A 22,949-nucleotide genomic window follows, 5' to 3' on the forward strand; every position below is an offset into this window, starting at 1 on the left:
CTGCTCTTCCACCTGATCAGCCGCCTCTACGAGCGCACGTCAATCCTGGTGACCACGAACCTCGACTTCGGCGAATGGCCGAGCGTCTTCGGCGACGCCAAGATGACCACCGCGCTCCTCGACCGGCTCACCCACCACTGCGACATCGTCGAGACCGGCAACGAGAGCTGGCGCTTCAAGACAAGAGCCTGAGCCCCGGACAATCGCTGGCCCGATCCGGCTGCGCCGCTTGAAAGCTACGCCGCCTCGGGCCAGCTTCCCGTGCTCCCAAAGGGGTCAGTTTTGGACGCCGATAAGGGGTCCCGATTGGGCGCCGATTGACACCTGAAACGGGGTTCCGGTCATGGCAGCCAAAACAGAAGCCCGTCACAAAAACAGTGCAGCCCTGTCACAAAAATTGTGCATCGCCCGCCGATCTACGGAAAGTCGGCGCGGGACCGGCACAATAATTGTGCCATGCTCGATACCGGACCTGTCACAGTATTTGTGCCATTCTATACATCTAGCCATAGGCAGAAACGGCAGGGGGGTGGGTCGAAGTTTATCGCTTATCCGATCAGAATCGGCGGATCGGCAAACGCGCGCATCCACAATTCAGGGATTTCGGTTCCGAGGATACCACAAAAGCTTCCATATGATTTCGGTAGAAACGAGGTTACGCATGGGCGGCTTGGGAAGCGGCAATTACTGGCGATGGAGTAAAGGATCGACCATGGACGCTTACCGCAGCCTGAACGTGCGTCTCTGGGCGCCTGACGATGTTATAAGCGCCGATAAGTGGCAATGCCCGCCCGAGCCCAAGGCAAGTCGGTTTGAACAACTAATCCCGAAAGTCAGCGGACACAGTTCAATAGCTCCAGCCCACGCGCAGGCCAGGTGCATCGTCACGTGTAGTCTGACCGCGCCCAGTGGAAGGATCGGTATGGCCTTCCCAGACATTGTCGCTCACCGAGACATCCAAATTCTGGTCGCCCCGGACCTGAATCACGCTGTCAAGATTATGACCACGGTTATTTGCGATGAGACTACGCTTGACGCGCTCTATTTGGATCGGTGCGCCGGGGGTGGCGGCGCGCCTCCGATTGGACCAGCCATTGAAGATGTTCTTCGTTACCAGAACCCGGTCGCAGGTGTTCAGTGCCAGCCCGCGCCAGTCGATTGCTTCCTCCGGCACCGAGTTCAGAAAACGGTAGAAAAGCGTGCCTGTAACATGCGATTCAGCCACTCCTCTCAGGGACATACCAGTTTGAGCGGCGTTGATGTGGCCGCCGTCAAAAACGAAGCGCGGGTTGACGCGCCCTCCCTCTTGAAGCCAGTCAGCGACGAGCCCGTGGCGCACGTTCACGATTGCAGGGCCGCGAAAGGCGACTCCCTCCATGCCGCCTTGAGCCAGCACCCCGGTCTCCACATTGCGGATTTGCATCGCGCCGAAATCCAGCGAGGTGGGTGTAGCACCGCCCCGACCCGTGATTGCGATTCCGATGGACCCGCGGCGCCATCGCGCGTCAGCCGCATTGCCCTTGGCCGGCCCATGTATGCTGACTGGTCCAATATCGGCGCCGTTGACAGTGTCGAGATGCAACGCCCGCGCCCAGCCCCCGCGGCTCCGGTCGTGCCCGCCCAAGACCATGCCACCTCCCAGCCTGACCATACGAGCGTAACGGAAGCGGTCGAGCTCTACTTGGCTCTCGACCGCTGTGGCGATGGTCAGTCCGGTTCCGCCTCCTTCCCCCGTGCTCAGTATTTCCAAGTCGTCCAGATCGCAGATCGCTGGCACGCCGTAGATGAAAGAGAGCCCGTCGCCGCGGCCCGGAAATTCGATCCTGCCTCCGCGAGCCGTGACGGGCACATCACTCACAGTGATGCCGCGCTTGCAAGTATAACGATCGAACCGATTATTTATCAGCGTCTCGCCGCTAGAAAACGCCTCCTCGATAGCTCCGGCGTCGTCCGAACCATCGGCTCTGGCGCCGAAGTCGCGGAAGGACCAGGTCGCTTGTGCCCGGAGTAGCCCCGGCGCAGCTAGCGCCCCCACCAATGCGCTTCCACCGCCCAGAATATCGCGTCGTCTCATCGCACGTCACCTCAATCTTGCCATCCGTGGGCAACGTCAGAAAAATGTAACTAGTAAGAATTGCAATTGATTTCGGGATAACGAGGTAACGCATGGGCGGCTTGGGAAGCGGCAATTACTGGCGATGGGATGCGCGACCGACCACGGACGCGTACCGCAGGCTGGACGTGCGGCGCTGGGCGCGTGACGGCTTGCTACGCCCCGGCTCGCGGTTCGGCTGGCAGTGGAGGCGCGACGGTGAAACGCTCGCCTCTATCAATGCAGAAGTGTCCCACGGTTTCGTCACGCTCGATTATCGGGCAAGGGACGGCGGGGACGACTGGCAGCCCATGCGCTACGACGTGCACCTCGACGCCACGCCCTGCCACCTAGGCGGCACGCGGCGGTGGTTTCTGTGCCCAGCGCGCGGCTGCGGAAAGCGCGTGGCTGTCCTTTACGGCGGCAAGGTTTTCGCCTGCCGTCGCTGCTACGGCCTCGCCTACCCCTCGCAGAACGAAAACCATGCCGATCGTGCGGCCCGTCGCGCCGACCGCATCCGCGACCGGCTGGGATGGGAACCGGGCATTCTCAATGGTAGCGGTACGAAGCCGACGGGAATGCACTGGCGAACCTTCGAGCGCCTTGTCGCGGAACATGACGAGTGGTGTATCATGTCGTGCGCCATGATGCTCGAGCGGCTGGCGACCCAGACCAGCGCGGCACCCCACCTATCTGCCATTCCCTAGCAGATTGGGGGTCTAAATGGGGGGCGGATCGGCGCTCCACTACCCCAAGCATCTATTATTAAACGATAATACTCATATAACTGGCGGAGGCTGTGGGATTCGAACCCACGGACCCCGTGAAGGGTCAACGGTTTTCAAGACCGCCGCATTCGACCGCTCTGCCAAGCCTCCGGTCCGGCGACGCCTAAGGGGTCGGGCGCGATTCGGGAAGAACGCCGCGCGAAAAACGGCACGGGGCGGGCAACGCACTTTCCTTGGCGCGTGCGAGCCGCTAGTCTCGCGCTGCGCACGAGGCATGCGCGACCGACACTGCCCGAAGACCGGTCAACCGGCGGGACACCAGGCAAGACAGGCAAGGTCGAGGATGAGCAGAGACACACGCGACGACTCCCCCCTCCGGTACCGCATTCCCGCTGCCCTCGCGCTGGTCGCCGCGACCGCGCTGACCGGGTGCGAGAACGCTCAGATGCCGGGGTTCCTGCAATCGAAGGAGAAGGCCGAGACCGCCTCGATGGATGCCGGCGGCGTCCGCGGCGGCCGCTCGGTCGAGCGCGACGTGGAGGCCCCCGAGGTGTTCAACGCGCGCGATCGCGGGCTCTGGGACGGACGGCCCTCGCTTGGCGGCGTCTGGGTGGCGCATCCCGACGTGACCGCGCCCGAGCGCGTCATCATCCGCAACCAGGCCAACGGCCAGTTCGTCATCGGCGCCCTGTTCAAGCGCGAACGCGAGGCGCCGGGGCCAATGTTCCAGGTCTCGTCCGACGCCGCCGCGGCCCTCAAGATGCTGGCGGGCCAGCCGGCCGAGCTCGACGTGGTGGCGCTGCGTCGCGAGGAAGGCCCGGCCGACGGCGAGGCTGGACCGTCCGCCGCCGCGGCTGCCCCGGAAGTGGATACCGCGACGGATGGTGCGTTGACGGGGGCATCCGAGATCAGCTCGGCGACGCTCGCTCCCGAGGCTGCCGACGTGCCGCAATCGTCCGCGACGCCCGAGCCGGCCCCTGCCCCACAACCGACAGCCCAGCCTGCTGCCCCGGCGCCCGAAGCGGCGTCCGGCGGCCTGCGCGCGTCGTCGGAACTCGACGCACCCTACATCCAGATCGGCATCTTCAGCGTCGAGCAGAACGCCCTCAACACCGCCGAGGCGATGCGCCAGGACGGCATGGTGCCCACGGTCAAGAAGCAGTCGAGCTCGGGCAAGACCTTCTGGCGCGTGCTCGTCGGCCCGGCCCAGACCGAGGGCGAGGTCGCGGGGCTTCTGAAGAAGATCAAGGCCAACGGCTTCACCGACGCCTATGCGGTGTCGAGCTGACGCCAAGAGAGATACGGCCCACGGCGCCGTGAGCGGGCGCGGACTCCCCGTCCGCGCCCGTATGCGCTAATCCAAGGCCGACCGCGCTGCCCAAGGAGGAGCCATGACGATTCTCAGAACCCTTGCCGCCGCCGCGGCCGCCACGCTGGTGCTGGCGCTTCCGGCGCAGGCTTTCGACACCTCGGCCCGCGCGGCCTTCGTGCTCGACCAGAAGACCGGCACGGTGCTTCTGGACAAGAATGCCGACCAGGCCCTTCCGCCGGCGTCGATGTCCAAGCTGATGACCCTCTACATGGCCTTCGAGGCCATCGAGGAAGGGCAGCTCGGCCTGGAAGAGCGGCTGCCCGTGTCCTCGCACGCGGCAAGCTATGGCGGCTCGACGATGTTTCTCGACACGACCGACCGTGTGCAGGTCGAGGACCTGCTGCGAGGCATCGTCGTGCTTTCGGGCAACGATGCCTGCGCGGTGATCGCCGAGGCGCTCAGCCCCGACGGCACCGAACGTGGCTTCGCCCAGATGATGACGCGCCGCGCGCAGCAGCTCGGCCTGACCAATTCGGTGTTCAAGAACTCCAACGGCTGGCCTGCCGAGGGACACGTCATGTCCGTGCGCGACCTCGCGCTGCTGGCGCGTCACCTGATCGAGGACTTCCCCGAATTCTACCCGATGTTCGCCGAGCAGCGCTTCGAGTTCGACGGTCGCGCGCCGGCGAATGTCAGCAACCGCAACCCGCTTCTGGGTCTCGGGATCGGTGCCGACGGGCTCAAGACCGGTCACACGCAGGCGGCTGGCTACGGCCTCGTCGGCTCGGCCGTGCAGGGTGACCGCCGGGTGATCTTCGCGATCTCGGGTCTCGAGACCAACGCCGCGCGGGCCGAGGAAAGCGAGGCCATCGTCAACTGGGCCTTCCGCCAGTTCGCGGAGAAGACCATCACCGAAGCCGGCGTGCGCGTGGCCGAGGCGGACGTGTTCCTTGGCGCCGAGGACACCGTGGGCCTTGTTGCCGCCGAGGACCTGACCATGCTCGTGCCGGTGCTGACGGGCGCGCCGCTCGAGGCCGAGGTGGTCTATACCGGGCCTCTCGAGGCGCCCATCGCCGAGGGCCAGCGCCTTGCCGAGCTGATCATCCGCCCCGAGGGCCTGCCCGAGCACCGCGTGCCGCTGGTCGCCGAAACGGCGGTCGACGGGGCCGGATTCGTTAACCGGGTGATGACGGTTGCCGGGGTACTGCTGCGGAGGTTCGGACCTTCTCCGCAGGATGTGATGTGATGCCCCAAGACAAACGCTACGGTGCCTTCCTGACGTTCGAAGGCATCGACGGCAGCGGGAAATCCACCCAGGCGCGTCTTCTGGCCGAGGCGTTGCGCCAGAACGGCCACGACGTGCTTCTGACGCGCGAACCGGGCGGCTCCCCGGGGGCCGAGGAGATCCGGTCGCTTCTTCTGCACGGGGAACCCGACCGCTGGTCGGCCGAGACGGAGCTTCTGCTTTTCACCGCCGCGCGCCGCGACCACGTGGAGAGGACGATCCAGCCCGCGCTCGACGCCGGCAAGATCGTCATCTGCGACCGCTTCGTCGACTCGACCCGCGCCTACCAGGGGATCACCCGCGGCGACCTGCGGGCGCGGGTGGATACCCTGCACGCGCTCATGATCGGGATCGAGCCCGACCTGACCTTCCTGATCGACATAAACCCCAACATAGCGCTGGCGCGCGCAACCAAGCGCGTCGGAGCGGAGGCCCGGTTCGAGAGCTTCGGGATCGAGCTTCAGGCGACGCTGCGAGCGGGCTTCTTGAACCTCGCCAACCGCTCGCGCCGGTTCCGCGTGATCGCCGGCAACCGCCCGGAGGCGGAGGTCGCCGAAGAGGTGCACCACCACGCCACCGGCTTCCTGGGGCCGCTGGACGTCGTCCCGGTATGAGCGCGGAGGACCTGCCGGAACCCGACAGGGTCGAAGGCGCCGCGCACCCGCGCGAGACGCTCACCCTGATCGGCCAGGAGGCGGCCGAGACTGCCTTTCTCGACGCCTTCGGCGCCGATCGCCTGCACCACGGCTGGCTGCTGACGGGCCCTGAAGGCGTGGGCAAGGCGACGCTGGCATGGCGCATCGCCCGGTTTCTCGTGGCGCAGCCCGCAGGCGGCGCGGAAGACGGCCTGTTCGGCGCGCCCGAACTGCCGCGGACGCTGGCCCTGCCCGAGGATCATCCGGTGGTCCGGCGCAGCATGGTCCTGTCGGAGCCCTCGATCTTCCTGTTGCGCCGGGGCACCAACGAGAAAGGCGACCGGCGCGCGGCGGAGATCCTGGTGGGAGAGGTCCGCGCGCTGAAACGCCGGATGGCCCTGTCCTCGGCCGATGGCGGACGCCGTGTCATCATCGTCGACGCCGCCGACGAGATGAACGTGAGCGCCGCCAACGCCCTCCTGAAGCTGCTCGAGGAGCCGCCGGCGAACACCGTGCTGCTGCTGGTCTGCCACCGCCCGGCGCGGCTCCTGCCCACGATCCGCTCGCGCTGCCGGGAACTGCGCCTCGCACCGCTATCCCCCGCGCAGATGACCGAGGCGCTGGCCGATGCCGCCGCCGACCTCTCTCCGCAGGAGATCGAGGCCGTGACCGAGTTGTCGGCGGGGTCCGTGGGGGCGGCCCTGCGGCTTCTGAACCTGAACGGTCTCACCCTCTACGGCCGCCTGATCGAGGTGCTGGCCTCCCTGCCCGACCTCGACCGGCCACGCGCGCTGGCCCTGTCTGAGGCGGTCGCTGGGCGGGGGCGCGAGGCCGAGCTCGACCTTCTCCTCGGCCTCGCCGACATCGCGCTGTCGCGCCTCGCGCGCGCGGGCGTCTCGGGCCATCCGCCAGAACGCGCCGCCCACCCTGAAGAGCCGCGCGTCATCGGCCGCCTCGCCCCCGACGCCCGCGCCGGCCGCGCCTGGGCCGACATCGCTCAAAGCGCCTCGGACCGCGCCCGCCGCGGCCGGTCGGTCAACATCGACACCGCGTCGCTGGTCTTCGACATGCTGACCCGGATGCGCGAGACGGCAGCCTCGGTCGCGGCCTGAGGGACGTGCCGACCCCTGCGGCAATCTGGTGCTGCCTGGCGACGTAGCGCCGCCGTCCGCGAAGATATCCGGGCCAAGAAGAAGGCAAGGGCTGCGCGATGTGCCAACGGACCCCGCCCTTGAAGCTCCGTGATCGGATCCCGGCGCAGCGCCTGCAGGCCGACCGGACGCGCGACTTCGCCGCAAAGAGCCTTGGCCATCCGTGTTGGGAACTGGCGCCCGCACGGTGCATCGACAGAAGACGGCGGCGCCTCGCCTTGACCCTCCCTGTGCGATCCTAGATACCACGCGCAACCCAGACGGCCCCGGAGACGAGCCATGAGCGGCGCTCCCATCACCGACAGTCATTGCCATCTCGATTTTCCCGACTTCGCGGAGACCCGCGAGGACGTGATTGCCCGCGCGCTGGAGGCTGGCGTGCACAGGATGGTCACCATCTGCACCCGCATGCGCAACGAGCCCGCGGTCCGCGCCATAGCCGAGGCCAATGCGCCGGTCTTCTACGCCGCCGGCACGCACCCGATGTCGGCCGCCGAAGAGCCGCTCGTGTCGGTCGATGAACTGGTCGCCGCGGCGCAGCACCCGAAATTCGTGGGCATCGGCGAGACCGGGCTCGACTACCACTACACCGCCGACAGCGCCGAGGTGCAGAAGCGGTCTCTCGAGATCCATATCGAGGCCGCGCAGGAGACCCAGCTTCCGTTGATCATCCATGCCCGCGACGCCGACTCGGACATGGCCGAGATCCTCACGAGGGGCTTCAAGCGCGCGCCCTACCCTTGCGTGATGCATTGCTTTTCTTCCGGGGCCGATCTTGCCCGTGCGGCGCTCGACTGCGGCTTCTACCTGTCGATGTCGGGCATCGCGGCCTTCCCCAAGTCCAAAGAGCTGCGCGAGATTTTCGCCGCCGCACCGGTGGATCGCATCCTCGTGGAGACCGACAGCCCCTACCTTGCGCCGCCGCCCCATCGCGGCAAGCGCAACGAGCCGGCCTACAGCGCCCTGACGGCGGCCGTGGGCGCGGACGTGTTCGGCCTCGACTACGACGCCTTCGCCCGCCAGACCGAGGCGAACTTCGAGCGTCTCTTCGCCAAGGCCGCTCGCTGGGCCGACGCCGCATGAGCGACACGCTGCGCCTGACCATCCTCGGCTGCGGGTCGTCCGGCGGGGTGCCCCGGCTCGGCGGTCTCTGGGGCGATTGCGACCCGGAGAACCCCAGGAACCACCGCCGCCGCTGTTCGCTCCTCGTCCAGCGCGATGGCGCGGACGGCACCACCAGCGTGCTGATAGACACGTCTCCAGACCTGCGCGCGCAGCTTCTGGACGCGGGGATCGGGCGGCTCGACGGGGTGGTCTACACCCATTCGCACGCCGACCATGTCCACGGAATCGACGATCTGCGGATGATCGTCTTCAACACGCGAGAGCGCCTCAAGGTCTGGGCCGACGCGCCCACCCGCGCGGCGCTGACCGACCGTTTCGGCTACGCCTTCACCCAGCCCGAGGGCAGCCCCTATCCGCCGATCCTCGACATGCACGACATCGACGGACCGGTAACGGTCGAGGGCGCCGGAGGGCCCGTGACGCTCGATCCGTTCCTTGTGCGGCACGGCAGCATCGACGCGCTCGGGTTTCGCATCGGTGACGTGGCCTATCTGCCCGACGTCTCCGAGATACCGCAGGCGGCGTGGGACAAGCTCGGCGGGCTCGAATGCTGGATCCTCGACGCGCTGCGCCGCGATCCGCATCCGACCCATTCCCACCTCGCGCAGTCGCTCGACTGGATCGAGCGCTCGGGCGCGCGGCAGGCGGTGCTGACGAACATGCATGTGGATCTCGACCACGACACCGTGGCGGCCGAGACGCCCGCCCACATCACACCGGCATATGACGGAATGGTGCTGAGGTTCCCGGTGTGAGCGCTGCCTGATGCAGGCGCTTCTCGACATCATCCTCCCGGTCTTCTTGCTGATCGGCGCAGGCTACGCGGCCACGTGGCGGCGGCTGTTCTCGGACAGCGCGGTCGACGGTCTCATGGTCTTCACCCAGCAGTTCGCGATCCCGTGCCTGCTGTTCCGGGCGATCTGGACGCTGGATATCGGCGAGAGCTTCCATCCCGCGTTGCTCATCAGTTTCTACGCCGGCTCGACCGCGAGCTTTACCGTGGGGCTCCTGGCGGGGCGCTACCTGTTCAAGCGCGACTGGCAGGACTCCGTGGCCGTGGGCTTCTGCTGTCTCTTCGCGAACTCACTTCTGCTCGGCCTCGCCATCACCGAACGGGCCTACGGGGCGGGCGCCCTCGAGGCCAACTACGCCATCGTCGCGCTGCACTCGCCCTTTTGCTACGGCGTCGGCATCACCGCGATGGAGATCGCCCGGGCGCGCGCCAACGGCACCAGCGCCAAGGCGCTGCCCGGCATGGTCACGCGCGCCATGCTGCACAATGCCCTGGTGATCGGCATCCTGCTCGGCGCGGTCTTCAATTTCCTCTCGCTGGGCCTGCCCGGCCCGGTGGAGGACGCGCTCGACATGTTGGTCCGAACGGCGCTGCCCGCAGCTCTGTTCGGGCTGGGCGGTGTGCTGTTCCGCTACCGCCCGGACGGCGATTTCCGCATCATCTTCTTCGTCTGCGCGGTCACGCTGGTGCTGCATCCGACAATCACGTGGACGCTCGGCACGGCGTTCGATCTGTCCGCACCCGACTTCCGCTCGGCGGTCATCACCGCGGCGATGGCACCGGGTGTGAACGCCTACGTCTTCGCCAACATGTACGGCCGCGCCAAGCGCGTGGCGGCGTCCTCGGTGCTGATCGCGACGGCCCTGTCGCTTGGCACGACGTGGGTGTGGCTCGCGCTCCTTCCCTGACGAAACGGTCCCTTCGTCCTTCGTGACAGCCGCGATCCCGCGCCTACATCAGGCGGGACCGCGCAACGCGGAGGCCCCTCGCGCCGCTTCACGACGACCCGACAGCAAAGGACATACCCATGTCGATCTACGAGGCCATCAAGGCCGACCACGAAAACCACCGCGCCCTGCTGAACAAGATCGCCGACACCGAGGGCGCCTCGGACGAGCGCAAGGCGGCCTGGGACGAGTTCTTCCACGACGTGAAGAGCCACGCCGCCGCCGAGGAAGAGACGTTCTACTCCAAGCTCATGTCCAAGACCTGGGGCCAGGATGCCGCGCGCCACTCGGTCGAGGAACACGCCGAGATGGACGATCTGCTGGAAGAGCTGAACGAGATGGACATGTCGAGCTCGGGCTGGCTCAACAAGTTCAACCAGCTCAAGCACGACTACGAGCACCACATGGACGAGGAGGAAGACGAGGTCTTCGGCCGCGCCAAGGAGGTGATCGCCGAGGACGAGATCGAGGGCTACGGCAAGGCGTTCAAGGACCGCAAGGCCGAGGAACTGAAGCTGGTCGAGAAGAAGCGTCAGGACCAGCTCGAGGACTGATGACGCACGCCGCGGCGATCCGCCCCGCGACGCCCGTCGACGCGGAAGAGATCGCCCGGCTGCACGTCGCCGCGTGGCACGAGACCTATCCCGGTCTCCTGCCCGCGGCCGAGATCGCCCGGCACGATGTGTCCGATCGCCGGGCGCTCTGGTCCCGCGCCCTGTCGGAGGGGCAGCGGGTCGCGCTTTGCCCGGGCGCGGGCTTCGCGCAGGTCGCACCGCAGCGCGAGCTTGCGATGGCCGCCCGGGGATTTCCCGTCGAATTGTGGTGTCTCTATACGCTGGCCACAGTCCATGGCACCGGCCTGGGACGGCACCTTTTCCGCGCGGCGCTGGCGATGGGGCCGCCGGGGGCGTTCACGTGCTGCGTGCTGGTGGGCAATGCCCGTGCGCTGCGGTTCTACGAGCGCCTGGGTGCCGAACGGATCGAAACGCGCGAGGACCATGTCGGCCACACCGGCGTCACCGAACATGTGCTTGGCTGGAGCGAGGCCGCACGGGCGCGCATCTGAGCGCGCCCGTGCAGGTATCCGTCACTTCCACGTGGTGTTGTTACTCCGAGGGCCTTTGCCGGTGCCGTTGTTGAAGTCGCCGTTCTCGATCTCGGCCTTCACCTGGCCGTAGGCCAGAAGCGCGAACAGGCCCGTGCCGCCCAGCACGTTGCCGATGAAGCTTGGCAGGATCAGTCCGATGAAGCACTTGTAGGCGGTGATGTCGCCCGACAGCCAAAGCAGGAAAGCCTCTTTCGAGCCGGCGACCACGTGGGTGAATTCGCCCATCGCGATCAGGTAGGTGAAGACGAAGATCACGAAGATCTCGGTACCCTCGGACGAGGGCAGCATCCACACGATCGCGGCGATGAAGAAGCCGGCCGGCACCCCGTATTTGAGCGCCTCCCAGAACGTGTACTCGCTGTAGTGCTCTGAAATCGCCTTCATCCCCTCGACGTATTCGGGAACCACGGTCCCCCCGTGAACGCTCAGCAGCGCCACGAAGAACGTCCCTATGATGTTTGCGAGGAAGACCACCACCCAGAGCCGCGCCGCGCAATACAGCAGCGACAGCGACTTGTCCTTGAGGACGGGCAGCACGACCGTGATCGTGTTCTCGGTGAAGAGCTGGATCCGTGCGAGGATCACGAGGATGAAGCCGACCGTGTAGCCCATGTTCTCGATCGCGAACCGGTAGGGGTGATCGAAGAACACCTGGTGCAGGATACCCTCGGCCAGCACGGACGCGGAGATCCCGATGCCCGCTGCGATACCCGACCAGAACAGCGAGCCAAGCGGGCGTCTCACCTCCTCGCGGCCTTCGAGGTTGATGACCTCGTAGATGGCACGCGGCGCCAGCGCGCGGTGCCGCGCGATCTGCATGGCCTCCTCGCGGGAATAGGTCGCTCGGTCAGGGCCCGAGTCGTCACGCTCGTTGCGCGACTCGTCGAGCTCGCGTTCGGTACTGTCGGTCATGTCGGTATCCAGCCAGGCCGATAGGTATTGGGTCGGCGTTAGTGAGCGGAACGCCTCTTCGGCGCCGGAGTTCCCGCGCCTTGGCGTCGCGGGCGATGCCCCCGCACATCTGCGTGCAAATCAAGCACAAAAAAGCGGACCGCGGGATAGTCCGCGATCCGCTGCATCGGATCAGCCGCTGCGGACCCGTAAGGTCCGCACGCGGTCAATGGTCGATCAGGCCAGCGCCAGGTTGACGGCCGACTCACGGCCATCGCGGCCGCTCTCGACGTCGAACGTGACTTTCTGGTTGTCGGCCAGGCCGGTAAGGCCCGAGCGCTCGACGGCAGAGATGTGGACGAAGATGTCCTTGCCGCCCGACTCGGGCTCGATGAAGCCGTAGCCTTTGGTGCTGTTGAACCATTTCACGGTGCCATTGGCCATTCCGCGATCTCCTTCTGTTGCGCTGCCCGCAGGATGCGGCAGCTGCGGCCGTGTCAGCTTCGATCTATCAACTGAGAACCGGCAGAGCAGGAACAGAGGGTCGAGTAGAAGACGTAAGCCCGTAAACCCATGCGGCCTTTTGAAGCGAAAAGCAAGCGATTGCTGAGCCCCTCGCGCATCATACGGGCGGATTGGCGCCTGTCTGGCGATGTCGCGCGAGGGCGAAGTTGCAAAATTGAGCAGTCGAGCCCCCGAACCGGGATGTGAAAGTTTTTCACATCGACCCTTGAACCGGATCGCGACCGGCACGATCTAGTCAATGTGAAGGTCATTCACATGTCAGTTCAACCACCGGAGACCGCAATGACGACCGCACATTCGACACCGCTTCCGGCAGCCGCCGGTTGGCTTTCCCGCACCGAAGCCTGGCTCGACCGCAAGGGCAAGGGTGCCTGGATCGCCGCCGCCGTCGCCGGTTTCATCGTCTTCTGGCCCATCGGCCTCGCCGTTCTCGGCTACATGATCTGGAGCAACCGCATGTTCAGCTGCCGCAAGTCCTCCGCCGCCACACGCATGGGTCACGGCTTCCGCGCCACCCAGTCGTCGGGCAACGCCGCCTTCGACGCCTACAAGGCCGACACGCTGCGCCGGCTCGAGGAAGAGCAGGAAAACTTCGAGGCGTTCCTCAAGCGCCTGCGCGAAGCCCGCGACAAGGCCGAGTTCGACCAGTTCATGGAAGAGCGCGCCCGCCGCGACAATGACGCGCCGGCCGTTCCGCACGAGGCCGATGCACGCGGCTGAGCCGCGCGACGCCAACCGCCCGGCCGGGGGTGCACATCCCCGGCCCGAGGCCCCACATGACGCTACAGCCCCCTGACGGAGAACCCGATGCACGCCGCCGACCCTTACGCAAGCTCCCTGCCCGACCCGGCCGTCCAGCCCGAGTTCTACGACGGCGTGGTCGCCAAGCGCGCGGCGGCCTGGGTGATCGACGTTGCGATCGTGGCGATCCTCGTGGTGCCGATGATCGTGCTGACCGCCTTCATCGCCCTGTTCTTTCTGCCGCCCCTGATGTTGTTCGTTGGGTTCCTCTACCGCTGGTTCACGCTGGCCGGTGGCTCCGCGACATGGGGGATGCGGGCGATGGCGATCGAACTGCGCGATGCCTACGGCCAGCGTCTCGACAGCACCACGGCCTTCCTGCACACGGCGGGCTACGCGCTGTCGATGTCCACGTTCGTGGTGCAGGTGGGATCGGCGCTTCTGATGTGCGGCACCGAGCGGGGCCAGGGACTGAGCGACCTCGCGCTCGGCACCGTGATGCTCAACCGCCGGGCCTGACACACCCGCGCCGGGCCCAAGGAACCGGCGCCGTGGACGCACCGCAACCGCGCGGTGCGTTCAATACTTTTGGGGACTTGGCGCGACAATCCTGCGTTGCTACGGTTCCCACACGCCTCCAGACAGGATGATTATGCGTCACTCTCTCCCGCTCGCGCCGCAATTCTACGTGACAGCGCCCCAGCCGTGCCCCTACCTGCCGGGCCGGATGGAGCGGAAGCTGTTCACGGCGCTTCAGGGCGAGCAGGCCGAGCGCCTGAACGATTCGCTGTCCAAGCAGGGCTTCCGCCGCTCGCAGAACGTGCTCTACCGGCCGTCGTGCTCGGATTGCGCGGCATGCCTCTCGGCGCGAATCTCGGTCAACGACTTCCGCCCCTCCAAGAGCCAGCGCCGCACGCAGAAGCGCAACGCCCATCTCGTGCGCCGGGCCACCAGCCCCTGGGCGACCGAGGCGCAGTATTCGCTCTTCCGTCGCTACCTCGACCGGCGCCACGCCGATGGCGGCATGGCAGACATGGACGTGTTCGAGTTCGCGGCGATGATCGAGGAGACGCCGATCCGCAGCCGCGTGGTCGAATATGTGGATGCCGAGGACGGCGATCTGACGGCGGTGTGCCTGACCGACGTGCTCGATGACGGATTGTCGATGGTCTACTCGTTCTACGAACCCGACCTGCCGCGCCAGTCGCTCGGCACGTGGATGATCATGGACCATGTGGAAATCGCGCGGGAGGCGGGGCTCCCTTACGTCTATCTCGGCTACTGGGTGCCGGGCTCGCCCAAGATGGGCTACAAGGCGAACTTCGAGGGGCTCGAGGTCTTCCGCTCCGGGCGCTGGGTCGCCAAGACCCCGCACGACGACTACAGCGAAGAGATGCATCCGCTCTCCACCGACCCGATCGCCGAGCAGGTCGCCAACATTTCCCTGCCCGACACCCGCGGCTGACCGCCTCCGACATTCCGAGAGACCGACCTGCCCCACCGCCGCGCCGCAAGGGACGGCGGGCGGGGCGACGCGCGCCAGCGCGAGCGTCGTCCCGACGTGACAACCCTCAGCCGCCGATGAGGTCCGGTACGATGGTCACGATCCCCGGGAAGAACCACAGGATCGCCAGCCCCAGCACCTGGATCAGCACGAAGGGGATCACGCCGCGATAGATGTGCCCCGTGGTGACAGAGGCCGGCGCCACCCCGCGCAGGTAGAACAGCGCGAAGCCGAAGGGCGGGGTCAGGAACGAGGTCTGCAGGTTCACCGCGATCATGATCGTCACCCACTTGGGATCGAACGATCCGCCGTAGATCACCGGCCCGACGATGGGCACCACGATGTAGATGATCTCGAGGAAATCGAGCACGAAGCCCAGGAAGAACAGCACCAGCATCACGATCAGGAAGACCGTGAACTCGTTGTCGAAGCTCTGCAGGAACTGCTGGATGTAGTGCTCGCCCCCGAACGAGATCACCACGAGGTTCAGAAGCTGCGAGGCGACGAGGATCGTGAAGACCATGCTCGTGACCTTCGCGGTCTCGCGCACCGCCGGAGACAGGACCTTGGCGCGCAGCAGAACCCAGCATGCATAGAGCAGCCCGACCATGGCGAACAGAAACGCGCCATAGGCCACCACGAAGGCAATCCAGGTCGCGGCGCTCACCGCCTCGGTGGTGACCCGCAGGTCGAAGTTGATGCCCGCGAGAAGCATCACGATCAGCGCGATGGTCGACCATGTGATGAGCCAGGGGCTGCGCCCCTCCTCGCCCAGCCGGCGATAGGCCGCGAGCATGATCGCCCCCGCCGCGCCGAGCGCCGCGGCCGGCGTCGGGTTGGTGATCCCGCCGAGGATCGAGCCCAGCACTGCGACGATCAGCACGAGCGGCGGGAAGACCACGCGGATCAGCTCGTTGCCGCCCATGCGCTGCGCCGCATGCCGCACGCCCCAGAGCGCGATGGCCACGGGCACCACCATCCACATTACCGTGCCCGCCGCCGACGTGGACGGTCGGATGAACAGGATATCCACGAGCAGCAGCAACAAAACGCCCGCCGCGCCGCCGATCAAAGGCAGTGGCGAGGCGGTCGGCGCCACGCCCCGGCCGACGGCCAGCACGAGTGCGAAGATGACCGCGAAGGTGGCGATGCCGGTGCCGATCGGCGCGGCAGCCGCGGCGCGGGCCGCGCGGACCTCTGCGACCTGCTCGTCGGTCAGCTCCTCGGCCTGCGCCACGCCGCCCGACGCGTCGATCTCGGCCTGCTCGGCCACCGCACGATCCCACGCCGCCTGCCCGTGCAGCTCGATCATCGACGCCTGGCACTCTGGGCTCACGTTGGTACGCAGCGACGCGCCCTCCCCGGCCTCCGAGAAGCTGTCTACGGCGAGCGACTGCGACCCGACCACGTTGACCTGTCCCGCCAGCAGAACCGCGGCGACGATGGCGACCGGCACGAACAGGAACCACGTCAGCCCCTCGCCGCGCGTGATCACCTCGCCCGTCGCCGCACTGCTTGCCACCGGCGGCGCCTTCGACGGGTTCAGCAGCGCGAAGCCGAAGGCGTATAGCGCGTAGAGCAGCGCCAGCAGGATGCCCGGGAGAAGCGCCGCCTGGAACAGCGTGCCCACCGACACCACCGCCGGCTCCCCGAGATAGGTCAGCGCGTCCGAGCAGCCCGCGAGGCTCGCGCGCGTCTCCTGCGCCGTCGAATAGAGGTCTCCCGCCAGCGTGCCCAGAAGCACGATCACGATCGACGGCGGGATGATCTGCCCCAGCGTTCCCGACGCCGCGATGACCCCGGTGGACAGCTCCGGCGAGTATCCGTTCCGCAGCATGGTCGGCAAAGCCAGAAGGCCCATCGTCACGACAGTCGCGCCGACGATCCCAGTGGAGGCCGCGAGGAACGCGCCCACCACCACGATCGATACCGCGAGGCCGCCGGGCAACGGGCCGAAGACCCGCGCCATCGTGGTCAGCAGGTCGTTCGCGATGCGCGAACGCTCCAGCACGATCCCCATGAGCACGAACATCAGCACCGCGAGCAGCGTCTCGATGGACGGTCCGGCGAGCACGCGCTCGTTGATGCGGTTGGTGATGAACGACACGTTGCGATCGAGCGCGGTCTGCCAGCCGCTCTCGAACAGCGCCTGCGCCACGCGCGGCAGGTCCGGGTACCGGAAGACCGAGATCGTCTCGGGCCGGACGCCCTCGGCCACGAGGCCGCGATAGGCCTCGGACGAGGTGTCGATGGCCTGGTGGATCAGCAGGCCCGCGCTGTCGAGCGCGGCGATGATCCCGAAGGCGATGACGCCCGCGCCGCCGATGGCGAACGCCACCGGGAAGCCCGACAGGATCGCCGAGAACAGGGTGACGAATACGATGATGAGCCCGAGCTCAACTCCATCGAGACCGAAAAGCATTGTGTCCGTCCCCGCCGGTCAGATTTCCGCGTGCTCGTGGCCGCCCGTGGGCGCCGCGGCAAGCACGTCCTTGTCAAGATGTTTGTCCGCGCTGCCCTCGCCTTCGACGAATTCGAGGTAGGAGCGGTAGAAGAAGGTCGCGGCCTGGAGAAAGATCAGCCCGGTCATCGCAACCAGCAGGATCTTGAACAGGAAATAGGCCGAGAATCCATTCGGAGAGAAACCGATCGTCTCGACGTTCCAACGCAGCGCGCGGGCCTTCATCAAGAGTCGGTCCAGCGGCTCGGAGGCCGAGGGGTTCGGCACGATCAGGTGGCGCCACATGAAGAACCAGGAATACATCCAGATCAGCACGGCCATCGGCATCATGAAAAGCAGCGATCCGACCATGTCGATGGCGCGCTTGGTGCGGTGCGACACCGCCGAATAGACGAGGTCCACCCGGACGTGGCCCTTCTGCACGAAGGTGTAGGTCAGGCAGAGCGCCACGATCAGCGCGTTGTAGAACTTGAGTTCCTCGGCCCACCACGAGATGTCGAACTCGACCGGGATTCCGAGGCCGAGCGAGATAGAGGGCCGCGCGAAGATGCGCTGCATGAAGACGATCACGACCTGCTGGATCACCATCAGCAGGCCCGCCCAGCAGATCACCCGACCGATCGTGTTGAAGATCGCCTCCATCACCCGCACGACGCCCCACAGGAAACCGGTCTTCCAGGCACCTACGGCGAAGATCACGAGGAACGTGGTGAAGGCGACGAAGAACAGTTCCACGGACCCGCCGTAGTAGACGAAGCGCATGATCGCCTCGCTGTTCGACCAGTCGAGCCAGAGATGCGGATGGGTCAGCGCGTAGCCGAGGTTCCACACCGCCAGCACGAGGTTCTTCAGCACCCACCAGGTGCCGTCCACCAGCCAGAAGCCGCCCGTGGCGCCCTGCTCGTCCATGTCTCAAATCCCGGAGGTTCGTGGTGTCGGATGGGTCCGCCCGGCCTGTCGCAGCGCGGAGGCGGAGGGGCCCGCACGGATGCGGGCCCGGGCCAGACGGAATGCGTCAGGCGGCGATCAGCTTCCGAGGACGCGGTCGCGTTGCGCGGTGTAGGCGCCCGAGGACGTCTTGAGCCACGCCGACGAGGACCGCATCGACTCCATCGCGCTGTCATGGACGCGCTTGTAGATGTCGTCGCCCATGTTTTCGTCGTGGACCTCCTGGCTGGCCTGACCGAAGGCATCCCAGACCTCGTCGGGGAACTCGCGCAGGGTCACGCCGCCCGATTGCAGGCGCTGGAGCGCCGCGCCGTTCTCGGTGAGGAACTGCGCAAGGTTCCACTGGTGCGCCTCGGCGGACGCGATCTCGATGATGCGCTGCTGGGCCGGGGTGAGGCTTTCGTAGACCTCGCGGTTCGTGGCCAGCGACAGGCCCGCGCCCGGCTCGTGGAAGCCGGCGGTGTAGTAGATCTTGGTGATCTCCTGGAAGCCGGCCTTCTCGTCGGCCCAGGGCCCGATCCACTCGGTGCCATCGATCGCGCCCGAGGACAGCGCCTGGTAGACCTCTCCGCCGGGGATGTTCTGCACCGACGCGCCGAGTTTGCCGAGCGCCTGGCCGCCGAGGCCCGGCATCCGGAACTTGAGGCCGTTGAAGTCCTCGGGGCTGTTGATCTCGTTGCGGAACCAGCCGCCGGCCTGCGCGCCGGTATTGCCGGCAAGGAACGACTTCAGGCCGAAGATCTGGCCGAGTTCGTCGTGCAGCTCCATGCCGCCCCCGTGGTAGTACCAGTTCGCCAGCTCCTGCGCGGTCATGCCGAAGGGAACAGCGGTGAAGAAAGCGTAGGCCGGGTGCTGGTTCACGAAGTAATAGTCGGCGCCGTGGTACATGTCGGCCTGACCGGAGGTCACCGCGTCGAACACCTCGAACGCACCGACGAGTTCACCCGCGGCCTTGAGGTCGACGGTCAGCTGGCCGTCGGTCATCTGCGTGATCGTGTCGGCGGCGCGCTGCGCGGCATCGTGCACGCCGGCGAGGCCCCGACCCCATGTCGTCACGAGGGTCAGCGTGCGATTGCCCTGCGCGTAGGCAGGTGCCGCCAGTGCGGTCGCGGCCGCGGCAGATCCACCGATGGCGGACGATTTCAGGAACGAACGACGATCCATGTTGGTAATTTCCTCCCCTTGGAACGCGCGCCACAGGCTCCTTTCCCATGGCCGTCGCGTGTCGGTGGAGGGACACTAGCCGCGAGTCCCCGATTGCGGAAGGAAAAATGCAAACCCGGACCATGCAAAATTGTCACGTCGCGACAACGGGGTTACAGGGCGCTGTTCATCCCTGACCGGCACGATGCGACGCAACGTCAGCACTGAGGGAATGCGGCCACGTCGCCTCGTCGGACAGCGGGACGCGGCGCATCGGAACTTGCGGCGGTCGGCGAAACGACCGCGGCCGCGATTTGCGCTCCATGGTCCGCCTCACCACAGGCGCGGCACCGACGGCCAACAGCTGCAACGGAGCGCGTTGGCACCGATGAGGAAGATGACGCCGAGGCGTCCACAAGCACGCGCCGCTTGCCCCGCGAAAGGCCCGACCCTCCGCCGCGCCTGTCCCCGCATCGCTCAAATAGTAGACATTCCTGCCGCATCGCATCTAAATTGTATACAATATTGCGGCAGTGCAGCGAAACCACCCCTCCCCGCCATGGCGTGCGGTCCGGGGCCCGATACCACTCGGGTCATCCGACAGAGAGGGACCTCCCATGCACAGACGACAGATGCTTCTGCAGACCGCGACGCTCGGCGCGGCAACACTCGCCGCACCGGCCGTCGCCCGCGCTCAGGACTCGTTTTCCTGGAAGATGACCAACGCCTACGGACCCGGTTCGCCGTTCTACGTCGAGGGGCCCGGCAGTCCGAGGGACTTCTGCGAGAAGGTCGCGGCGATGTCCGATGGCCGCCTGCAGATCCAGCACTTCGCCGCGGGTGAGCTGATCCCCGCGCTCGAGGGCTTTGACGCCGTGCGCAACGGCGCGGTCGAGATGAACGCCGCAAACGCCTATTTCTGGGCCGGCCGCCTGCCCGCCGCGCAATACTTCACCACGGTGCCCTTCGGCATGAACTTCCAGGGCATGAACGCGTGGCTCTACCACGGCGGCGGCATGGAACTGTGGGACGAACTGTACGAGCCGCTCGGCCTCAAGGCGCTGCCGATGGGCAATACCGGCGTACAGATGACCGGCTGGTTCCGCGAGCCGATCGAGAGCGTCTCCGACTTCGAGAACCTCAAGATGCGGATCCCGGGCCTTGCCGGCAAGGTCTACGCCGCGCTTGGCGTGGACGTGCGACTGCTTCCGGGCGGCGAGATTTTCCCCGCGCTCGAGCGCGGCGTGATCGACGCGGCCGAGTTCGTGGGCCCCTACCAGGACCGCCGACTCGGCCTTCAGAACGCGGCCAAGTACTACTACACCACCGGCTGGCACGAACCGTCCAACGTGACCGAGCTGCTGATCTCGCGCGCGGCGTGGGACACCCTGCCCGCCGACCTTCAGGCGATCGTCCAGACCGCCGCGATGGCCTGCAACCTCGAGAGCCACACGTGGTGCGAGGCCAACAACGCCTCGGCGCTCAAGGATCTCGTCGAGAACGAGGGCGTGATCGCGCAGACCCTGCCGCAAGAGGTCGTCGACGAGCTGCGCGGCGCCACCGAGACCGTGCTGAACGAGGCCGCCGCCGAGGACCCGCAGCTCAAGAAGGTCCACGACGCGTTCATGGCCTTCAAGCAGGAGCACGCGAGCTGGGCCGCGGTGTCGGAAGCGCCGCTCTACTCGCTCTGATCGCCGGGTTCCCGTGATGATCGCACTTCAACGCTTTGCGGACGGCGCCTCCGGCGTCGTCCGCGTCATCGGACAGGCGGCGGCATGGTCGGGGCTGGCCCTCGTCCTGCTCGTCGCTTTCAACGTGCTGGCACGCTACCTGTTTTCCTACGGCACCGTGGCGCTGCAGGAACTCGAGTGGCACGTCATGGCCGTCGCCGCGCTGATGGGGATGTCCTACGGGCTGAACCAGGGCGGCGAGGTCCGCGTCGACATCCTCTACGCCAAGATGACCCGCCGGCAGACCGCCACCGTGGACGCGGTGTCGAACCTCGCGCTGGCGCTGGTGTCTCTGCTGATCGCCTGGCTCTGCATCGGCTTTGTCGAGAGCGCCTACTCCATCGGCGAGGGCTCGCCCGATCCCGGCGGTCTCGAGAACCGCTGGATCCTCAAGGCGGTGCTGCCCATAGCCTTCGCCATCCTCGCGCTGCAGGCCCTGGCCTCCTGCGCCGTCGCGGTGCTCGACCTGCTCGGGTCCGAGAAGAAACCTTCCTGAGTCCCCAATGCCCTATACCGAGATCCTCGCGCTGTGCATGATCGGCGCCTTCTTCCTCCTGCTCATCGTCGGCGTGCCGGTGGCCGTGTGCCTCGGCGTGACCGGCTTCGTCTTCGGCTACATGGGCTTCGGCGGCACTCTCTTCACCCTGATGCCGTCGCGCATCTTCGGGGTGGTGACGAACTATACCCTGCTGGCGTTGCCGCTCTTCATCTTCATGGGGATCATGCTCGAGAAAAGCAGGATCGCCGAGGACCTCCTGGAGGTGATCGGCCTTGCCATGGGTGGCCTGCGCGGCGGCATGGCGCTGGCGATCATCCTCGTGGGCGTTCTGATGGGCGCGGCCTCGGGTGTCGTGGGCGCCACGGTGGTGACTGTCGGCCTGATCGCGCTCGGCCCGCTGATCCGGCGCGGCTATGACGTGGGCGTGGCCTCGGGCGTCATCTGCGCCAGCGGCACGCTCGGCCAGATCATCCCGCCGAGCCTCGTGCTCATCCTGCTCGCCGACATCATGGGCGAGAGCGTCGGCACTCTCTTCGCCGCTGCGCTGATCCCGGGCCTGCTGCTCTCACTGCTCTTCGTGGGTTACGTCCTGCTTCTGGGCGTCATCACGCCCCACGCGGTGCCGGCCATCCCCGCCGAGGAACGCGCCGAGGTCACCGGCCGCGACCTCGCCCTGAGGCTTTTGAAAGTCGTGGCGCCGCCGATCGTGCTGATCTTCCTCGTGCTGGGCTCGATCATCGGCGGTGTCGCCGCGCCGACCGAGGCCGCCTCGATGGGGGCTTTCGGCTCCATCGTTCTGGCGCTTTTGTCGGGCCGTCTGAACTACACGATCCTGCGCGACACCGTGCGGTCGGCTTTCGTGACCTCGGCGATGGTGTTCCTGATCCTGATCTTCGCGCAGCCCTTCGGCCTCGCCTTCCGCGGTCTCGGCGGCGAACACCTCGTGCAGTCGGCCTTCGGCAGCATGCCCGGCGGTCTGAACGGACAGATCGTCCTGTTGATGCTGCTGCTGTTCGTGCTGGGCTTCTTCCTCGAGTGGATCGAGATCTCCTACATCGCGCTGCCGATCTTCCTGCCGATCTTCCTGAACTCGGGCGCCGACATGGCGTGGATCGCGATCCTGGTGGCGATGAACCTGCAGACCTCGTTCCTGACGCCGCCCTTCGGATGGGCGCTGTTCTTCCTCAAGGGCGTGGCGCCGCCCGAAGTCCGCACCGGCGACATCTACCGCGGCGTGATCCCGTTCATCGGCATCCAGCTCGCGGGGCTCGCCCTCGTCTTCTTCCTGCCGGGCCTGGCCACGTGGCTGCCCGACGCGATCGGGTGGTGAG

Annotated in this window: 22 protein-coding genes, 1 tRNA gene and 1 pseudogene; 17 read left to right on the plus strand and 7 right to left on the minus strand. The window is 66.7% G+C overall.

Translation table 11 applies throughout. The features are described 5' to 3' along the window. Positions 1-192 (plus strand): annotated as a pseudogene (istB, locus tag BMX29_RS18310) (IS21-like element ISPkr1 family helper ATPase IstB); the annotation flags it as partial. 655 nt (positions 193-847) lie between these two features. Here the strand turns inward: istB and BMX29_RS18315 are convergent. Further along, positions 848-2,074, minus strand: a complete 1,227-nt coding sequence (locus BMX29_RS18315; protein ID WP_139197113.1) for a hypothetical protein — start codon at positions 2,072-2,074, stop codon at positions 848-850. Positions 2,075-2,166: 92 nt separating this feature from the next. On the opposite strand from BMX29_RS18315, the gene BMX29_RS18320 reads away from it, so the two are divergent. Next, positions 2,167-2,799, plus strand: coding sequence for a hypothetical protein (locus BMX29_RS18320; RefSeq protein ID WP_175471242.1), 633 nt, complete (start codon positions 2,167-2,169; stop codon positions 2,797-2,799). A gap of 81 nt (positions 2,800-2,880) precedes the next feature. Here BMX29_RS18320 and BMX29_RS18325 read toward each other — a convergent pair. Beyond that, positions 2,881-2,970 (minus strand) — tRNA-Ser (locus tag BMX29_RS18325). 193 nt (positions 2,971-3,163) lie between these two features. On the opposite strand from BMX29_RS18325, the gene BMX29_RS18330 reads away from it, so the two are divergent. From BMX29_RS18330 to BMX29_RS18370, 9 genes are all read left to right on the plus strand, one after another. After that, the gene (locus tag BMX29_RS18330; protein WP_092815817.1) at positions 3,164-4,108 is read left to right on the plus strand and encodes an SPOR domain-containing protein; all 945 of its coding nucleotides are present in this window, start codon (positions 3,164-3,166) and stop codon (positions 4,106-4,108) included. A gap of 103 nt (positions 4,109-4,211) precedes the next feature. Next, positions 4,212-5,378, plus strand: a complete 1,167-nt coding sequence (locus BMX29_RS18335; RefSeq protein ID WP_043843634.1) for a D-alanyl-D-alanine carboxypeptidase family protein — start codon at positions 4,212-4,214, stop codon at positions 5,376-5,378. Then, positions 5,378-6,031 carry a dTMP kinase gene (gene tmk / locus BMX29_RS18340; protein WP_051487555.1) on the plus strand — a complete coding sequence of 218 codons (654 nt, stop codon included), beginning with the start codon at positions 5,378-5,380 and terminating at the stop codon, positions 6,029-6,031. Before BMX29_RS18335 ends, tmk begins: the two co-directional genes overlap by 1 nt. Further along, complete coding sequence (locus tag BMX29_RS18345) at positions 6,028-7,164, plus strand: DNA polymerase III subunit delta' (protein ID WP_092815820.1); 1,137 nt, start codon at positions 6,028-6,030, stop codon at positions 7,162-7,164. Before tmk ends, BMX29_RS18345 begins: the two co-directional genes overlap by 4 nt. Positions 7,165-7,482: 318 nt before the next feature. Next, positions 7,483-8,286 (plus strand): TatD family hydrolase, encoded by an 804-nt coding sequence (locus tag BMX29_RS18350; protein ID WP_092815823.1) that lies wholly within the window; start codon positions 7,483-7,485, stop codon positions 8,284-8,286. Further along, on the plus strand, positions 8,283-9,083 hold the full coding sequence (locus BMX29_RS18355) for an MBL fold metallo-hydrolase (protein WP_043843629.1): 801 nt from the start codon (positions 8,283-8,285) through the stop codon (positions 9,081-9,083). The genes BMX29_RS18350 and BMX29_RS18355 overlap by 4 nt, the downstream gene beginning before the upstream one ends. 10 nt (positions 9,084-9,093) lie before the next feature. Continuing rightward, positions 9,094-10,029, plus strand: a complete 936-nt coding sequence (locus BMX29_RS18360; protein ID WP_043843627.1) for an AEC family transporter — start codon at positions 9,094-9,096, stop codon at positions 10,027-10,029. 119 nt (positions 10,030-10,148) lie between these two features. After that, positions 10,149-10,622, plus strand: coding sequence for a hemerythrin domain-containing protein (locus tag BMX29_RS18365; protein WP_043843626.1), 474 nt, complete (start codon positions 10,149-10,151; stop codon positions 10,620-10,622). After that, positions 10,622-11,134: a GNAT family N-acetyltransferase gene (locus BMX29_RS18370; protein WP_092815829.1), complete on the plus strand. Its 513-nt coding sequence runs from the start codon at positions 10,622-10,624 to the stop codon at positions 11,132-11,134. The genes BMX29_RS18365 and BMX29_RS18370 overlap by 1 nt, the downstream gene beginning before the upstream one ends. Before the next feature lie 21 nt (positions 11,135-11,155). Here the strand turns inward: BMX29_RS18370 and BMX29_RS18375 are convergent, their stop codons facing one another. Further along, a complete protein-coding gene (locus tag BMX29_RS18375) occupies positions 11,156-12,088 on the minus strand; it encodes a formate/nitrite transporter family protein (protein WP_092815832.1) in 933 nt (310 codons plus the stop codon). Between the two features lie 216 nt (positions 12,089-12,304). Continuing rightward, complete coding sequence (locus BMX29_RS18380) at positions 12,305-12,511, minus strand: cold-shock protein (RefSeq protein WP_043843625.1); 207 nt, start codon at positions 12,509-12,511, stop codon at positions 12,305-12,307. A 363-nt stretch (positions 12,512-12,874) separates the two neighbouring features. Here BMX29_RS18380 and BMX29_RS18385 point away from each other — a divergent pair, with 363 nt between their 5' ends. The 3 genes from BMX29_RS18385 (at position 12,875) to BMX29_RS18395 (ending at position 14,798) form a co-directional block, all read left to right on the plus strand. Then, a complete protein-coding gene (locus BMX29_RS18385; RefSeq protein ID WP_092815835.1) occupies positions 12,875-13,312 on the plus strand; it encodes a DUF2852 domain-containing protein in 438 nt (145 codons plus the stop codon). Between the two features lie 87 nt (positions 13,313-13,399). Beyond that, positions 13,400-13,852, plus strand: a complete 453-nt coding sequence (locus tag BMX29_RS18390) for an RDD family protein (RefSeq protein WP_043843622.1) — start codon at positions 13,400-13,402, stop codon at positions 13,850-13,852. A gap of 133 nt (positions 13,853-13,985) precedes the next feature. Further along, positions 13,986-14,798 carry an arginyltransferase gene (locus BMX29_RS18395; protein WP_043843620.1) on the plus strand — a complete coding sequence of 271 codons (813 nt, stop codon included), beginning with the start codon at positions 13,986-13,988 and terminating at the stop codon, positions 14,796-14,798. Between the two features lie 106 nt (positions 14,799-14,904). On the opposite strand, the gene BMX29_RS18400 is transcribed toward BMX29_RS18395, so the two are convergent. From BMX29_RS18400 to BMX29_RS18410, 3 genes are all read right to left on the minus strand, one after another. Further along, on the minus strand, positions 14,905-17,259 hold the full coding sequence (locus tag BMX29_RS18400) for a TRAP transporter large permease (RefSeq protein ID WP_092815838.1): 2,355 nt from the start codon (positions 17,257-17,259) through the stop codon (positions 14,905-14,907). An 18-nt stretch (positions 17,260-17,277) separates the two neighbouring features. Beyond that, a complete protein-coding gene (locus tag BMX29_RS18405) occupies positions 17,278-18,207 on the minus strand; it encodes a TRAP transporter small permease subunit (RefSeq protein ID WP_175471243.1) in 930 nt (309 codons plus the stop codon). Positions 18,208-18,324: 117 nt separating this feature from the next. After that, a complete protein-coding gene (locus BMX29_RS18410) occupies positions 18,325-19,410 on the minus strand; it encodes a TRAP transporter substrate-binding protein (RefSeq protein WP_092815841.1) in 1,086 nt (361 codons plus the stop codon). 596 nt (positions 19,411-20,006) lie between these two features. Between BMX29_RS18410 and BMX29_RS18415 the strand changes: the two genes are divergently transcribed. Genes BMX29_RS18415 through BMX29_RS18425 form a run of 3 tightly spaced genes read left to right on the plus strand, consistent with a single transcriptional unit; the run spans position 20,007 to position 22,948 of the window. Next, the gene (locus BMX29_RS18415) at positions 20,007-21,080 is read left to right on the plus strand and encodes a TRAP transporter substrate-binding protein (protein ID WP_092815844.1); all 1,074 of its coding nucleotides are present in this window, start codon (positions 20,007-20,009) and stop codon (positions 21,078-21,080) included. A gap of 16 nt (positions 21,081-21,096) precedes the next feature. Next, positions 21,097-21,615, plus strand: coding sequence for a TRAP transporter small permease subunit (locus BMX29_RS18420; protein WP_043843614.1), 519 nt, complete (start codon positions 21,097-21,099; stop codon positions 21,613-21,615). 7 nt (positions 21,616-21,622) lie between these two features. Beyond that, the gene (locus BMX29_RS18425) at positions 21,623-22,948 is read left to right on the plus strand and encodes a TRAP transporter large permease (protein ID WP_092815850.1); all 1,326 of its coding nucleotides are present in this window, start codon (positions 21,623-21,625) and stop codon (positions 22,946-22,948) included. Position 22,949: the final 1 nt, after the last annotated feature.

Source organism: Roseivivax marinus, from assembly GCF_900109705.1.
Lineage (GTDB): Bacteria > Pseudomonadota > Alphaproteobacteria > Rhodobacterales > Rhodobacteraceae > Roseivivax > Roseivivax marinus.